We start from the raw sequence: 14,025 nt of genomic DNA, 5'->3' as shown, positions 1-14,025 counted from the left end.
CAGCGTCGTCGGGACGGGCAGCGGCGTCGGTCGGGCGCCGCCCACGGGGAGGGGGCACGATGCGGTTCGAGGCCGGTACGGAGGTGGCCGCCGAGGCCGGACGAGTCTGGGCGGTGCTGGTGGACGTCGAGCGGTGGCCGGAGTGGACGCCCTCGGTGCGCCGGGCACGACGGGGGGAGTCCGGGCCGCTAGCGGTGGGCGCCACCGCCCGGCTGGAGCAGCCGAAGCTGCGACCGGCGGTGTGGCGGGTCACCGAGCTGGCCGAGGGGCGGTCGTTCTCCTGGGTGTCGGGCAGCCCGGGGGTGCGCACCCTCGGCGAGCACCGGGTGCTGCCGCTGCCCGGCGGGCGCAGCCGCGTCGAGCTGGCCATCACGCAGACCGGGCCGCTCGCCGGGCCCGTCGGCTGGCTCTACGGCGACCTGATGCGCCGCTACCTGTGGCTGGAGGCCGACGGGCTCAGGCGTCGCTGCGAGCGGGACTGACCGGCGTCTTCTCCAGCATGGCGAGCCGGATGCCGTTCGCGTCCGGCCGGTGCCCGACGACCCGGTAGCCGTGCCGCTGGTACAGCCGCAGGTTCTGTGCGCTGTCGGCGCCCGTGAGGAGCGCGAAGCGGCGTACCCGGGCGGCGCAGACCGCCTCCACGGCGCGCAGCAGCCGCCCGCCGACGCCCCGGCCCTGCTGGTCGGGGGCGACGGAGAGCCGACCCACGTGCGCGGTGTCGCCGTCGACGTGCGCCCGCACGGAACCGACCAACCGGTCGCCGAGCCGGGCGGTGAGCACCGTCGCCGGCCCCGCCAGCGCGGCCCGCACCTCGTCCAGGGTCTCGGTCAGCGGGGGCAGGAACGGGTCCGCGTAGTGCTGTGCCTCGGTGAGGAACGCGGCGCGCTGCACGGTGAGGATCTCGCCGGCGTCGGCGACGTCGGCGGGGGCGATGCGCGGCTCGGTGATCACCTCGACAGCCAACCACAGGCCGCCGGGCGGGCCGCCCGCACCGCCCGTACGCTGGCGGTGGTCCCGTCGAGTCGTGGGGGTACGTCGTGCCGGCACTGACCTATCCGCACGTGGGCGCCACCGAGACCGGCGAGCTGCCGCCCGGCTGGCGGCACGTGCGGCACCGGGTCCGGCTGCCCGACTCCTGCTTCGCCACCGCCGGGGACGCCGTGCTCGGCTGGCGGCTGCACCGGGCCGCCGGCATCCGGATTTACGCCGACGCCGAGCGGGCCGCGCCCGGGGTCCGGGTGGTCTCCGGTCTGGGCGTCGGCTCGCTGCGGCTGGCCGCGCCCTGCGAGGTGGTCTGGGCCGTCGACGACGGGCGGCGGGTCGGCTTCGGCTACGGCACGCTGCCCGGGCATCCGGCGCGCGGCGAGGAGGCGTTCGTGGTCAGCTGTGACGCCGCCGGCCACGTCTGGTTCGAGGTGCTCGCGTTCAGCCGGCCGGACCGCTGGGTCATGCGCGCCGCCGGGCCCGCCGGCCGGGCCTTCCAGCAGGCGTACGCCTGGTGGCTCGGGCGCACCCTGCGCCGGCTCTGCGCCCGGCGCTGACCTCGCGCCGCCGTCGCGCGTCAGAAGCGGGCGAAGGAGCGGATCGGCATCCGTGGACCGTACTTCGGTGCCTGGACGCCACCGGCCGCCAGCAGTACGCAGACCCGCCCCCGGTGACCCCGGAACGGCTCCAGCAGGGCCAGCATCCGGGCGTCGTCGCCGCGCGGCTCGCCCGCCAGCGCCCACGCCACCGTGTTGGGCACGTGGAAGTCGCCGACGCTGACCGCGTCCGGGTCCCCGTACGCGATCCGCACCACCTCGGCGGCCGTCCAGGCTCCGATGCCGGCGATGGCGGTGAGCCGGCGGGTGGCCTCGGCGGAGTCCGCGCAGCGCTCCAGCCGGTCCGCGACGGCCGCCGCGCGGCGCAGCGTCTCGGCCCGGCGCTGCTCCACGCCGAACGGGTGGAACACCCAGTACCCGGCGGCGGCCACCGCCGCCGGGTCCGGCGGGAGCAGCAGCGGCTGCATCGGACCGGGCGCCGCCTCGGCGAAGTGCCGCACCGTCGCCGCGTACGCCCGGTACGCCTCCTTGCCGGTGACCTTCTGCTCGAAGACCGCCCGCAGCAGCTGGCGGAAGACCTGCCCGGTGGCCGGCATCCGCAGCCCCCGGTGCTGGGCCGCGAGCCGCGCCACCACGGGATGGGCCGCGGCGAGCGCCGCGAACCCGCTGACGTCGTCGCGCAGCCCCGCGATCGCGTCCGCCCGCTGCACCACCCGGTCGGCCCCCGGGCCGTAGCCCTCGGCCAGCAGGGCGCCGCCCGACGGCCGCAGGGCGAGGGTGGCCGGCCCGTCCGGGGTCCGGGTGGCCCACCAGAAGGTGCCGGCCGCCACGCGCGCGCAGGGGTCGTACGGGCTGAAGGTCAGCGCCCGCACCGAGGCGGCCAGCCGGTACCCGGCCGGCGGGCGCAGCTCCCGACGCGCGGTCGGTTCGGTCCCGGTCACCCGCACATGCTGTCACGCCCCGGCCCCGTGACCGGCGACACGGCCGACGCGTCCTGCCTCGTCGCCGGCGACCCGGCGGGTCCACGGCGTCGGCCGGCCGCGCCCGCCCGGCACGGGGACCGGTCGCGCCCGTCGAGGCTGCGACCGGCCCGCCGGGCCCGTTCGGGTCAGTACGAGTAGTTCGAGTCGGCCTTCTCGTCCGCCGGCGGGGCGACCGGCTTCGGGGTGCCCGTCGGCAGGCAGCTCAGGTTCTTCCTGCCGTCCGGGGCGACCACGAACCAGGTGCCCCCGACGCCCTGGCCCTTCCACTGGCCGGGCTTCTTGTCGCCGACGTAGCGGTAGAGCGGCCAGCCGTCCAGGGTGATCTGCCGGGTGCCGTCCTGCCGGGTGACGGTGCCGACCTTGTCGTCGGAGACGCCGTTGAGGTCCGGGGCGCCGTCGGTCAGCGCCGGCGGCCACACCTGGGCGCACTTGTCGACGCAGTTCGACGAGGGCGGGTCGTTGGTGTCCTTGTCGAAGCGGTAGAGGATCCAACCGTCCTGGTCCGTAACCACGCTGCCCATCCGGGCGACCTTCCTGCCGTTGAGCTCGTCGGTCAGCTCCGCGTCGGACGGCGCGGCGGTGGGGGACGGCGACGCCTCGGGCTCGACGGCCGCGCTGGGCTCGGCGGCGGTCACGGCGACCGGCTCGGCCGCGCCCGAGTTCGCCCCCTCGTAACCCGCGGGAGCGCAGGCCGTCAATGCGACCATCGCGCTCGCGACGATGACGGTTCGCTTCATCTGTGCCACGTGCCCTCCTCGGTTATGGCGGTTCACCGATTGATACGGAGGGGGCGTTGTCAAGGTTGAACGCGCGATCGTGGTCGATGTCACCGGAAACCGTTTGAACCGAACGGGCCGGAAATCCGTTTCCCGCCACGAGGGCAGTTCCTCCCCGGAAAGGACCGCCCGGCCATCCACCCGCGACCGGGAGACCGTGCCGCGACGGCACGCGGGACCGGCGCCGGCCGTCGTGCTGCCGGCGCCGGTCCCGCGGCGGTTGCTACAGCTGCACCGTGACCAGCGGGCTCGCCACCCCGCCGGCGTCCACCGACTGCACCTGGATCTGCTTGATGTCGCCGAGGCGCGTCGACGTCGACGCCGACAGGCTCAGCTTGTCGGCGCGCGCGTTGGTGCCGTACCCGGTGGCGGGCACCGACCAGCTGGAGATCACCTCGGTGCTGTTGTTCTTCCGCACCACGACGAGCCGGCACGTCCGGGGCCCGGGCAGCTTGGCGAGGATGAAGTCCACCCCCGTGCCGAAGTCCTTCGACACGACGAAGAACGTCGCCTCGACGCCGGTGGTCGGGTCGACGACGTTGACCGGGTCGCCCTCCGGCAGCGTACCGCCGATGTTCGGGTCGTTCGGGTCGCTGGAGCGGCTGGCCGTCGGCGGAGCGACCAGGGCGGTCGCGGTCGGCTCGGCCGCCACCTCGGGCGCGCTGTCACCGGCGATCCGGGCGAAACCGAGCCCCGTCAGCCCGCCCAGGACCAGCACCGCGGCGGCCGTGGCCAGCAGCTGCCGGACCCGGTTGCGCCGCCGGTGGGCGCGGACCGCGACCAGCGTCCGGTCCAGCAGGGCCGGATCGGTGCGGGTCTGCTCCAGCGCGGCCATCGTCTCGCCGTCGATGTCGGAGAGCAGGCCGACGACGGGCACCATCGTCTCCAACTCGGCGGCGCACGCCCAGCAGGCGGCGAGGTGCTCCTCGAACCGTTGCGTGTCGTGCTCGTCCAGCACGCCGAGCGCGTACGCCGCTACGTCCATGTGGTCCGCCCGGCTCATTCCGTCACCCCCCGTTCCTGTAGAGCCGTGCGCAGCGCGCGCAGCGCGTAGTAGACCCGCGACTTCGCGGTGCCGAGCGGCAGGCGCAGCTCCTCGGCCGCCTCCGGCACCGTCCGACCCCGGAAGTACGTGGCCACCAGGATCTCCCGGTGCGACTGGCTCAGCGTACGCAGCGCGTCCGCCACCGTCATCGTGCGCAGGACCCGGTCGGTGCTGTCCGCCTCGGCGAACGCGGTCAGGTCCCGGTCGTACGTCTCGGCCGGCCGGGCCTGCTCGCTGCGGTGCTCGTCGATGGCGATGCGGCGGGCCACCGTGACCAGCCACGGCCGCAGCGAGCCCTGCCCCTGCGCGCCGAGCCGGTGCGCGTTGCGCCACGCCCGCAGCAGCGTCTCCTGGACGATGTCCTCCGCCCGCTGCCGGTCGCCGCCGGTGAGCCGCATGACGAACGCCAGCAGCGGCCCGGCGTGCTCGGCGTAGAGCAGCCGGATCAGCCGGTCCGAGTGACCCGCCTCGGTGGACGGTGCCGCCTGGTGGCGTCCGGGGGCGGATCTCGGCGTCACCGGCCCATTCTGGCGAGGCGCCTCGCGGGCGTCGACCCCGCGTGCCGCCGTGCCCGGCCGGGACTGGGACCGCGCGGACATCCAGTCCCCCCGCGCCCCGTCGCCGGGCCAACCGGCCGCCGCCACCGCATGCATGCAGACCTCCGGGTGTCCGATGACATCGGCCGTCCCCCGCGGGCACGGCCGCCCGGTGGTACGCGGCCACGGGGCGAACGGATCAACGGCGCGCGGAAAAGATTCCGCTCACCGGCCCACGGAGAAGATCCCGGGCGGCGGCGGGGTCGAGTCGGTGGCGTCGACGTCGCGGACCACCGCCGCGCCGCCCGCGAAGCGGTCGAGTTCCTCGCCGGCCAGGACCCGGCCCGGGAACCAGTCCCCGGCCGCGCGCCGGGTCAGCTCCGGCACCGGCGGCTCGACCCGGCCGGCCACCAGCACCAGGTTGCCGTAACGACGTCCGCGCAGCACCGCAGCGTCGCCGACGAGGCAGGCCCGGGGCAGCACCGAGCGGACCGTGGCGACCTGCGCCCGGGCGTGGCGCAGCGGCGGGCCGTCGGCCACGTTGGCCAGGTGGAAGCCGGCGGGACGCAGCACCCGGGCCACCTCGGCGGCGTACTCCACCGAGGTCAGGTGCGCCGGCGTACGGGCACCGGCGAAGACGTCGGCGAGCACGACGTCGTAGCTGGCGTCCCGGCTGGCGGCGAGCACCGCCCGGGCGTCGGCCACCCGCACCTTGAGGCGGGGGTCCGGCGGCCACGGCAGGGCCCGGCGGACCAGTTCCACGAGCGCGCCGTCCACCTCGACGACCCGCTGGGTGGAGCCGGGCCGGGTGGCCGCCACGTAGCGGGGCAGGGTGAGCGCGCCGCCGCCGAGGTGCAGCACCCGCAGCGGCGCCCCGGCCGGGGCCATCAGGTCGATCGCGGCGGCGAGCCGCCGGACGTACTCGAACTCCAGGTGCGTGGGATCGGCCAGGTCCACGTGCGACTGCGGGGCGCCGTCGAGCAGCAGGGTCCACGATCCCGGCCGGTCCGGATCGGGCACCAGCTCGGCCTGGCCGGTGTCCACCCGCGCTGCCACCGTGTCGGCCGCCCGCTTGCGGCCCATCAGCGCCGGGCCCGGGCGGCGGTGGTGAGCACCCGGTGCAGCAGCCGCGCGTCGCCGAGCAGCGACCGCAGCCGGCGCTCCAGGCCGGCGATCGGGATCAGGTTCTGCGGTGCCCGCGGGTCCTTGTAGGGGGTGGACGCGAACCGGGGCAGCGTGACCAGCGACAGGTCGGCGAGCCCCACCGCCTCGTCGATGCCCAGCTCGGCGGAGCACTCCATCCGGACGATGCCCGCCCACGGCGCGCCGAGGGCCACCGGCAGCCGCAGGTACCACGACCAGCCGCCCCAGGCCGTGCCGAGCTTGAACACCGGGGAGCGCTCGCCGGCCGCCAACCCGGTGACCACGGCGGTCAGCCGGGCGTCCAGGTATTGGCTGTGCTGCGTCTTGATGTAGCCGAGGGTGCGCGGCAGCTGCCGCCGGTTGCGCAGCGGGCCGTCGACCACCAGCAGGTCGCCGTCGGTGCGGGCCGCCCCCGAGACCTCCACCTCCAGCGCCGTCAGCGGCCCCTGCACGGCGGCCGGGAGCTTGTTCAGCTCGCCCGTGCCGCTCACCCGGTGCACCGGGTAGCGGACGCTGCCGGCCACCACGTCCACCGCCGACGGACTGGCGGTGAACAGGCCCCGGCCCACCTTCGCCCCGGCGAGCTGCGCCGCGCCGCGCTCCAGGTCGCACCGGACCACCCCGGCGGCGTACGACGCGGCGAGGCCGGGGAAGGACGCGCCGTCGTCCTCGGCCGTCCACACGCTCGCGTCGATGCGGCGCACCCCGTCGACGAGCAGCACCACGTCGGGGGCCCGGACGTCGGAGCGCGGCCCGATCGCCCGCCAGTCCACCGCCGGCAGTTCGGCGTCCGCGTCGACCTGGGCGCTGCTCGGCGCGGCGGGACCGCCGCCGGACGCCTCGAACGACGCGCCGTACGCCGGGTCCCACGCGTCGACGAAGAACCGGGGATCGGTCACCGCAGCGGACCTCCCGTCGCGCGCGCCGGGGCCCCGCTCACCGGCCGGTCCGTTCGACGCGGGCCGACCGGGCGTCCTTGCTGACCTCGAACCGGACCGGGATGCGCTCGGCCAGGGCCGGCACGTGGGTGACCACGCCGACCATCCGGTCGCCCCGGGCGGCCAGGTTCTCCAGCGTGGCGGCCACCGTGTCGAGGGTGGCCGCGTCGAGCGTGCCGAAGCCCTCGTCCAGCACGATCGACTCCAGGCTCGCCGCCGTGGTGGACATCCCGGCGAGCTGCTCCGACAACGCCAGCGCCAGCGCCAGCGACGCCTGGAAGGTCTCACCGCCCGACAGGGTGCGCACGCCCCGGCGCAACCCCGCGTCGTGGTGGTCGACCACGAAGAACTCGCCCTTGTCGTGCACCAGGTCGTACTGCCCGCCGGAGAGCTCCCGCAGGATGCCCGAGGCGCCGTCGACCAGCAGGTCCAACGCCTCGGCGAGCAGCCACCGCTCGAAGTTGTTGGCCCGCAGGTGCCCCGCGAGGGCCCGGGCCACCTGCGCCTCGCGCTCGTAGCCGGCCCGCTGCTCGCGCAGGCCACCGGCCTGCTCCCGGCGCCGCTCCAGCTCGCGCAGGTCTGCCTCGGCCCGCTCGAGGGCGCGGTCGGTGGCGCGCAGCGGATCGTCGGCGGGCGGCAGCCCGGCGGCGGCGAGGACGCCCGCGATGCGCTCGCCGACCTCGGCGGCCGCCGCCTCGGCCTGCGCCACCGCCCCGGCCCGCCCGGCCCGCTCGGCGCGGCGACGCTCCGCCTCCTCGCCGGCCCAGCCGGTGAGGGCCGCCCACGCGGCCCCCAGGTCGTCGCGGTCCGCCGTCGGCGGCCCGAACCGGGCGAGCCCGTCGCGGGCCGCGTCGAACGCGCGCCACGTCGCCCGCAACCGCTCCTCGGCGGCGTCCACCGCCGCCCGGGCCCGCCGCGCGGCCTCCCGGCCGGCCCGCACCGCCGCCGCCGACTCCTCCAGCGCCCGGCGCAGCCGCGCGTGGTCGTCCAGCTCGCGGCGCAGCACCACCGGCTCGGCCGCCCCGGCCAGTTGGTCGTCCAGCTCGGCCAGCCGGGCCTGCACCTGGTCCTGCCGGGCCCGCGCGCGCAGCAGCACCCGCTCCAGCTCCCGGGCCGCCCCGTCGCGCTCCTGCACCACCGACTGGGCGGCCTTGCTGGCGGCCCGCGCCGCCCGTCCCGCCGCCGTCGCGGCGGCCACCGCCGAATCGGCCGGCACCGCCGGCACCGTCGCGACGGTCTGCTCACAGACCGGGCAGGGCGCCCCGGCGCGCAGGTGCGCGCGCAACGCCACCGCCTGGTCGGTCGCCTTCGCCTCCTCGTGGGCGCGGAAGGCCGCCTCCAGCTCCGCCTCGGCCCGCTCGGCCGCCGCCCGCGCCTCGGCCAGCGCCGCCACGGCCGCGCCGTGCTCGGCCTGCGCCCCGGTCACCGCCGCGCGGACCGCCGCCGCCTCGCCGGCCAGCTTCTCCCGGTCGGTGTACGCCCGCAGCAGCAACCGCAGCGCGCTCTCGTCACCGGCGGCGGCCAGCTCGCCGCGCAGCTTCTCCTCCCGCTCCTCGGCCAGCGACACCGCCGTCGCCGCCTCGTCCGCGCCGGCCCGCGCCGACGCCACCGCCCGGGCCACCTCCGCCACGCCGTCGGGCGCCCGCACGGCCGCCAACACCGCCAGGTCGGCGTCGAGGGCCGCAAGGGCCGCGCCCGCCTCCCGCGCCGACGCCCGGGCCGCCTCCAGCTCCGGTACGGCGCTCGCCACCGCCCCCGCCAGCTCCCGCATCCGGTCGACCTGCCCGATCGCCGCCTCCAGCGCGGCGTCGTCGACGTCGGTGAGCCCGGCGAGCGCCTGGTCGACCGCCTCCAGCTTCGCCTCGGCCTGCGCGGCCCGCGCGGTCGCCCGCTTCTGCACGTCCTCGTAGACCCCGAGGCCCAGCAGGTTGACCAGGATCTGCTGCCGGGTGGCCGGCTTGGCGTGCAGGAAGTCCGCGAACTGCCCCTGCGGCAGCACCACGCAGCTGGTGAACTGCTCGTACGGCAGCCCGACCGCCTCCAGCACGGCCTGCTCCATCTCGGCGGGGGTGCCGGCCACCACCTCGCCGAGGTCCTCCGGGCTCAGCCCGGTGTCGAGCTTGGTCACGTCGAAACCGGCCGGCATCAGCTGCAATCCGGCGTTGGCCGTCTTGACGTTGCCCCGGCCGTCGCGGCGGACCACCCGGGTCGCCACGTAGCGGGAACCGGCCGACTCGAAGACCAGCCGGACCCGCGCCTCGGTGGCCGACGGCGCCAGGGCGTTGGACAGGCCCCGGGCGCCACCCCAGCGGGGCACCGTGCCGTAGAGGGCGAAACAGATCGCGTCCAGCACCGTCGACTTGCCGGAGCCCGTCGGCCCGACCAGCGCGAAGAAGTCGGCGTCGGTGAAGTCGATCGTGGTCTCGTCGCGGAAGACGGTGAAGCCCGCCATGTCCAGCCGCATCGGCCGCATCAGTGGTCGACCTCCTCGAAGAGCTCGTCGAAGAGCTCCCGCACCCCGTCGTCGGTGTGCCCCCGGCTGTCGAGGTAGTCGGCGAAGAGCTGCCGGGGCGAGCGGCCCGCCCGCTGCGCCACCCGGGCGCCGCTGCCCGGGGCGGGCACCAGCTCCGGGTCGATCCGGATCTCCAGGGCCTGCGGGAGCAGCTCCTGCACCTCCTCGCGCAGCCCGGCGCGCGGCTGCTCCCGGACGTAGACCCGCAGCCAGGCGTCCGGCACGTCCATGTCGGCGAGCTGGGCCAGGGTGCCCCGGACGGTACGCAGCGTGGTGGCGGCGGTCACCGGCACCTCCCGCACCTGCGCGGCCGTGGTCGCGGTGACCTCGACGACGGTCACCGACGGCACGTTCTCCTGCTCGCCGAAGTCGACCGCGAGCGGGCTGCCGCTGTAGCGGATCGGGCAGGGGCCCTGCACCCGCTGCGAGCGGTGCAGGTGGCCCAGCGCCACGTAGTGCGCCGTGCCCGGGAAGACGGTCGCGGGCACCGCGTAGCCCAGCACGGTGTGCGCGTCGCGCTCCCCGCCGCCAGTGGTCGCGCCCACCACGGTCAGGTGGGCGGTGACCAGGTGCACCCGGTCCGGTTCGGTGAAGCTCTCCGTGAGCCGGCCCAGCACCCGGCCCAGGTGGTCGGCGTACGTCTGGGTGGTCTCGGCGGCGGTCAGCTCGTACATCTCCACGGCGCGGATGGCGTAGCGCTGGGAGAGGAACGGCAGCGCGGCCAGCCGCCACCGCTCGCCGCCGGCGGTGGTGCCGTCGATGACGTGCTCGTCGGGGTTGTCCCGGACCCCGCCGCGCAGGGTGATGCCGGCGGCCTCGGCCCAGGGCCGCAGCGCGTCGAGGGCCTGGCCGTTGTCGTGGTTGCCGCCGATGGCCACCACGTCGGCGCCGGTGCGGCGCAGCGCGGTCAGCGCCCGGGTGACCAGCCGGGTGGCCTCCGGCGTCGGGGCGGCGGTGTCGTAGAGGTCACCGGCGACGATGACCAGGTCGGGCGCCTCGGCGCGGGCGACGTCGATCACGCCGGCCAGGACCCGCTTGTGCTCCTCGGCCCGCGACTGCCCCTTGAGGACCTTGCCGACGTGCCAGTCGGAGGTGTGCAGGATCTTCACGGGGCCCGCCTTTCGTTCGCGACTGCGGGGCTCGCAAGCTCACTCCTCGCGCTCACCGGATTCCCCCTAGAACGGGATGTCGTCGTCGGAGGTGCCGCCGCCGGAGCCGACCACCGCGAACGGGTCGACGGACTGGGTGAGCGACCGGAGTGTCTCGGACGGGGCGCGGCCGGCCTCGGAGACCCGGGTGGCCCAGGCCGGGAACGGGAACTCCAGGCAGAGCGGCACCGGGATGTCGGGCTGGTTGACGAACATCGTGCCCGGCTTGGCCAGCAGCGCGCGCTGCCGCTGGGCGGGTGGGAGGAAGCCGTATTCCGGGCGGGACGCCTCGGCCGGGTCGAGCCGGCCCACCACCCGGATCGCCGAGTTGGTGACGATGCGCCGCTCCACCTCGCTCGCCGTCTGCTGGGCGCCGACCAGGATCACCCCGAGGGAGCGGCCCCGCTCGGCGATGTCGAGCAGCACCTCCTTGATGGGGGAGGAGCCCTCGCGGGGGGCGTACTTGTTGAGCTCGTCGAGCACCACGAAGAGCAGCGGCTTGGCGGTGCCGGCCTTCTCCTTGCGCTCGAACTCGCTCTTCAGCGTCACGCCGACCACGAACCGCTGCGCGCGGTCGGGGAGGTTGTGCAGGTCGACCACGGTGACCTGAGCGCTCTCGGCGGTGTTGATGCTGTGCGGGCGGCGGGTGGCCAGGTCGCCCCGGATCAGCCGGGACAGGTCCTTCTTGCTGCCGATCAGCCGCCGGGCGAACGCGTTGACCGTGCCCAGCCCGACGGCGCTGCCGGCCCAGTGGGAGCGGGTCTCGTCGTCGTTGAGCTGCTCGACGACGTGGTCGACCAGGTCGGCGTACGAGCCGAGACGCACCCCGTCGATGCTCACCCCGCCGTCGGCGGGCTGGGCGTAGCGGGCCAGGTGGGCGGCGACCGAGTGCACCACCATCGTGTACTGCTGGCGTTCGTCGTCGGCGTCGGCGAACACGTAGGGCAGCAGGCGGTCGGCGCAGAACTCGCTCAGCGTCCAGTAGAAGCTGTCGACCCCGGTGAGCCGGCTGCTCACGTCGGGCGTGCCGGAGGAGTCGCCCACCCGGGGCGGGGCGTAGACCCGCACGTCGGGGAAGGCGCCGGCGACCAGGCCGAGCTTGGCGTAGGAGGCGCGGGTGGCGTCGTCGAGCCGGGTGTTGGGGTGGTCGAGGAAGAGCAGGTCCTCGCCCTTGACGTTGAAGATGAGCGCCTTGGCGTTGACCGCGTCGCCGCCCAGCACTCCGGAGCGGAAGACCGAGTAGAGCAGGAAGGTCGCGAAGCTCGTTTTCGTGGCGACGCCCGAGATGCCGGAGATCGACACGTGCGCGCCCCGGCTGCCGTCGAGGAAGTCGGCGTTGAGGTAGACCGGCACCCCGTCGCGGCCCATGCCCATCGGGATGCGCCGCTCCATCCGGTCGAAGTGCAGCGCGCGGGCCCGGGCGTCGCCCTCGGCGCGGTGCACCACCGCGCCGGGCGACGGCGGTACGTAGAGCTCCGGGTCGACGCGGGTGGTGGTGATCTCGGCGGCCTCCTGCACCTGGGCGGGCAGCGTGCCGTCGGCGATGGCGAAGACGTCGGACTCGAACTGGGCGCCCTCGTGCCGGGCCCGCACCTGGGTGACCACCCCGGCGATCGTGACCGGCTCGCGGTCGGGCAGCTCGCGCCGGGTCACCACGACGTCGTCGAGCTGGAGGTAGCTGCCGGGGGAGACCGCCGTCCAGAACTGCAGGGGGGTGGCGTCGGCGGTGCCCAGCACCCGGCCGACCGCCTCGCCCGGGCCGTCGAACCCGTCGTCAGTCATCGGGCAACTCCGGTCGGCTGGTCGTCGCGGTCGGGGCACACGCCTGCATCCTGCCCGAGGAGTACGACACGTTGCCACGCGACGCGGCGGACGCCACGCCGTCGTCGGTGTCCTCAGCCGCAGGGTGCCCGCCCGGCCACGGTCAGTCGCGGGCGTAGCGGAGCATGAGCACGCCGTCGTCGGCGGCGAGCACGTGCCGTAGCGGCAGGTGGCGCACGTCGCTGGCGTCGCCGGCGGTGATCCGCCCCGGGCCCGCCCCGGCGAGCAGCGGGGCGACGGTCAGGCAGACCTCGTCCACCAGGTCGGCGGCGGTGAGCGCGCCGAACAGCTGCGGGCCGCCCTCGCAGAGCAGTTGGCCGAGCCCGCGGCGGCGCAGCTCGGTCAGGCCCGCCGCCAGGTCCACCCGGTCGTCGCCGCGGCGCACCACGTCGGCGACGTCGCTCAGGCCGGGCGGCGCCGTGGCGCCGGCCCGGGTGAGCACCACGGGCCGCACCGGCGCGTCGGCGAACGCGGCCTGCGCCGGGTCGAGGTCGAGCGAGCCGGAGACGACGACCAGCGTCGGGTACTCGGGCAGGCCGTGCTCGCGGCGCCACGCCCGGCGCCGTTCGTCGAGGCGTACCGCCCGGTAGCCCTCGCGCCGCAGCGTGCCGGCGGCGACGACCAGGGCGTCGCAGAGCATGCGCAGCAGCCCGAAGACGCGCTTGTCCGGCTCCCCGGAGAGCCCGGCGGAGTAGCCGTCGACGGAGACGCCGCCGTCGACGCTGGTCACGAAGTTGACCCGCAGGTGGGGTCGGTCGACCCGGCCGTAGAGCGCGGTGAGCGCGGCGTCGTCCAACGGGCGCGCCGACGGTCGCGGCCAGAGCGCCGAGATCGGGATTCCGACGCTCATTCGCCGGCCGGACCGGTGACCGGAGGGGTGGGTCGGGAGGTACGGTGCTGGCAGTCGCACCAGTTCCGCCCCGGGCAGTCGTCGTGCCGCCTGGCCCGGCACGCTCGGCAGATCATGCCCCGCAGCCTATGCCGAGGAAGGATGGGACAGCATGCCGCGTCAGATCTTCCAGCTGAAGATTTCCCTGGCCGGGGTCCGGCCGCCCGTCTGGCGTCGGGTCCTCGTCCCCGGTGGCTACACGCTGGACCGGCTGCACCGGGTGGTGCAGCACGCCATGGGCTGGCGGGACTGCCACCTGCACTCGTTCGAGATCGAGGGCCGCCAGTACGGCGAGCCCGACCCCGACGGCGAGCTGGCCCTGCACGACGAGTTGGACGTCCGCCTCGACGCCGTCGTCGGCAAGGGCAGCCGCTTCCACTACACGTACGACTTCGGCGACTGGTGGGAGCACGACCTGGTGGTGGAGGACGCCTTCACGGCCGACCCGGACGAGCGGTACCCGTCCTGCTCGGGCGGCGAGCGGGCGTGCCCGCCCGAGGACACCGGCGGCCCGGCCGGCTGGCAGGCGCTGCTGGCCGCGCTGGCGGACCCGGCGCACCCCGGGCACCCGGCGGCGCGGGACCTGGTGGGCGACCGGTTCGACCCGGACGCCTTCGACGCGCGCCGGGCCGGCACCCTGCTGCGCCGCTTCTGCTGAACCGCTTCGGCCCGCGACGCGTCCGCGGCCCGTAT

At 75.9% G+C, this 14,025-nt stretch carries 14 protein-coding genes; 3 read left to right on the top strand and 11 right to left on the bottom strand.

Annotation, left to right across the window (positions count from 1 at the left end):
* Window positions 1-59 precede the first annotated feature (59 nt).
* A complete protein-coding gene (locus ACTMS2_RS10200; protein ID WP_441175197.1) occupies window positions 60-482 on the top strand; it encodes an SRPBCC family protein in 423 nt (140 codons plus the stop codon).
* On the opposite strand, the gene ACTMS2_RS10195 is transcribed toward ACTMS2_RS10200, so the two are convergent.
* Window positions 457-948 carry a GNAT family N-acetyltransferase gene (locus ACTMS2_RS10195; protein ID WP_441175479.1) on the bottom strand — a complete coding sequence of 164 codons (492 nt, stop codon included), beginning with the start codon at window positions 946-948 and terminating at the stop codon, window positions 457-459. The genes ACTMS2_RS10200 and ACTMS2_RS10195 overlap by 26 nt on opposite strands.
* A gap of 89 nt (window positions 949-1,037) precedes the next feature.
* Between ACTMS2_RS10195 and ACTMS2_RS10190 the strand changes: the two genes are divergently transcribed.
* Window positions 1,038-1,541 carry a DUF1990 family protein gene (locus ACTMS2_RS10190; RefSeq protein ID WP_441175196.1) on the top strand — a complete coding sequence of 168 codons (504 nt, stop codon included), beginning with the start codon at window positions 1,038-1,040 and terminating at the stop codon, window positions 1,539-1,541.
* Between the two features lie 20 nt (window positions 1,542-1,561).
* On the opposite strand, the gene ACTMS2_RS10185 is transcribed toward ACTMS2_RS10190, so the two are convergent.
* The 10 genes from ACTMS2_RS10185 to ACTMS2_RS10140 form a co-directional block, all read right to left on the bottom strand.
* A complete protein-coding gene (locus ACTMS2_RS10185) occupies window positions 1,562-2,482 on the bottom strand; it encodes a DNA-3-methyladenine glycosylase family protein (RefSeq protein WP_441175195.1) in 921 nt (306 codons plus the stop codon).
* A 167-nt stretch (window positions 2,483-2,649) separates the two neighbouring features.
* Entirely contained in the window at window positions 2,650-3,270 is a 621-nt protein-coding gene (locus ACTMS2_RS10180; protein WP_441175194.1) for a hypothetical protein, read from the bottom strand.
* A 253-nt stretch (window positions 3,271-3,523) separates the two neighbouring features.
* A complete protein-coding gene (locus ACTMS2_RS10175; RefSeq protein WP_441175193.1) occupies window positions 3,524-4,303 on the bottom strand; it encodes an anti-sigma factor family protein in 780 nt (259 codons plus the stop codon).
* The gene (locus ACTMS2_RS10170; RefSeq protein ID WP_101414767.1) at window positions 4,300-4,998 is read right to left on the bottom strand and encodes a sigma-70 family RNA polymerase sigma factor; all 699 of its coding nucleotides are present in this window, start codon (window positions 4,996-4,998) and stop codon (window positions 4,300-4,302) included. Before ACTMS2_RS10170 ends, ACTMS2_RS10175 begins: the two co-directional genes overlap by 4 nt.
* A 108-nt stretch (window positions 4,999-5,106) precedes the next feature.
* Window positions 5,107-5,964: a spermidine synthase gene (locus ACTMS2_RS10165; RefSeq protein ID WP_441175192.1), complete on the bottom strand. Its 858-nt coding sequence runs from the start codon at window positions 5,962-5,964 to the stop codon at window positions 5,107-5,109.
* A complete protein-coding gene (locus tag ACTMS2_RS10160; protein ID WP_089001339.1) occupies window positions 5,964-6,923 on the bottom strand; it encodes a hypothetical protein in 960 nt (319 codons plus the stop codon). The genes ACTMS2_RS10165 and ACTMS2_RS10160 overlap by 1 nt, the downstream gene beginning before the upstream one ends.
* A 37-nt stretch (window positions 6,924-6,960) precedes the next feature.
* Complete coding sequence (locus ACTMS2_RS10155; protein WP_441175191.1) at window positions 6,961-9,435, bottom strand: AAA family ATPase; 2,475 nt, start codon at window positions 9,433-9,435, stop codon at window positions 6,961-6,963.
* On the bottom strand, window positions 9,435-10,583 hold the full coding sequence (locus ACTMS2_RS10150) for an exonuclease SbcCD subunit D (protein ID WP_441175190.1): 1,149 nt from the start codon (window positions 10,581-10,583) through the stop codon (window positions 9,435-9,437). The genes ACTMS2_RS10155 and ACTMS2_RS10150 overlap by 1 nt, the downstream gene beginning before the upstream one ends.
* A gap of 66 nt (window positions 10,584-10,649) precedes the next feature.
* A complete protein-coding gene (locus ACTMS2_RS10145; RefSeq protein ID WP_441175189.1) occupies window positions 10,650-12,404 on the bottom strand; it encodes an ATP-binding protein in 1,755 nt (584 codons plus the stop codon).
* Between the two features lie 142 nt (window positions 12,405-12,546).
* The gene (locus ACTMS2_RS10140; RefSeq protein WP_441175188.1) at window positions 12,547-13,293 is read right to left on the bottom strand and encodes a pyrimidine reductase family protein; all 747 of its coding nucleotides are present in this window, start codon (window positions 13,291-13,293) and stop codon (window positions 12,547-12,549) included.
* Window positions 13,294-13,444: 151 nt separating this feature from the next.
* Between ACTMS2_RS10140 and ACTMS2_RS10135 the strand changes: the two genes are divergently transcribed.
* Complete coding sequence (locus ACTMS2_RS10135; protein WP_441175187.1) at window positions 13,445-13,990, top strand: plasmid pRiA4b ORF-3 family protein; 546 nt, start codon at window positions 13,445-13,447, stop codon at window positions 13,988-13,990.
* The last annotated feature ends 35 nt before the right edge of the window (window positions 13,991-14,025 follow it).

Source organism: Micromonospora sp. SD12 (genome assembly GCF_052068495.1).
GTDB classification, from domain to species: Bacteria; Actinomycetota; Actinomycetes; order Mycobacteriales; family Micromonosporaceae; genus Micromonospora; species Micromonospora echinofusca.
Note: the sequence above shows the minus strand (reverse complement) of the source record. Positions and strands in the feature narration are given on the sequence as shown.

Bases quoted from the DNA above. Each gene is read 5' to 3' on its own strand.
- ACTMS2_RS10200 (WP_441175197.1), top strand. From the start codon at position 60: ATGCGGTTCGAGGCCGGTACGGAGGTGGCCGCCGAGGCCGGACGAGTC.
- ACTMS2_RS10175 (WP_441175193.1), bottom strand. From the start codon at position 4,303: ATGAGCCGGGCGGACCACATGGACGTAGCGGCGTACGCGCTCGGCGTG.
- ACTMS2_RS10170 (WP_101414767.1), bottom strand. From the start codon at position 4,998: ATGCATGCGGTGGCGGCGGCCGGTTGGCCCGGCGACGGGGCGCGGGGG.
- ACTMS2_RS10165 (WP_441175192.1), bottom strand. From the start codon at position 5,964: ATGGGCCGCAAGCGGGCGGCCGACACGGTGGCAGCGCGGGTGGACACC.
- ACTMS2_RS10155 (WP_441175191.1), bottom strand. From the start codon at position 9,435: ATGCGGCCGATGCGGCTGGACATGGCGGGCTTCACCGTCTTCCGCGAC.
- ACTMS2_RS10145 (WP_441175189.1), bottom strand. From the start codon at position 12,404: ATGACTGACGACGGGTTCGACGGCCCGGGCGAGGCGGTCGGCCGGGTG.
- ACTMS2_RS10140 (WP_441175188.1), bottom strand. From the start codon at position 13,293: ATGAGCGTCGGAATCCCGATCTCGGCGCTCTGGCCGCGACCGTCGGCG.
- ACTMS2_RS10135 (WP_441175187.1), top strand. From the start codon at position 13,445: ATGCCGCGTCAGATCTTCCAGCTGAAGATTTCCCTGGCCGGGGTCCGG.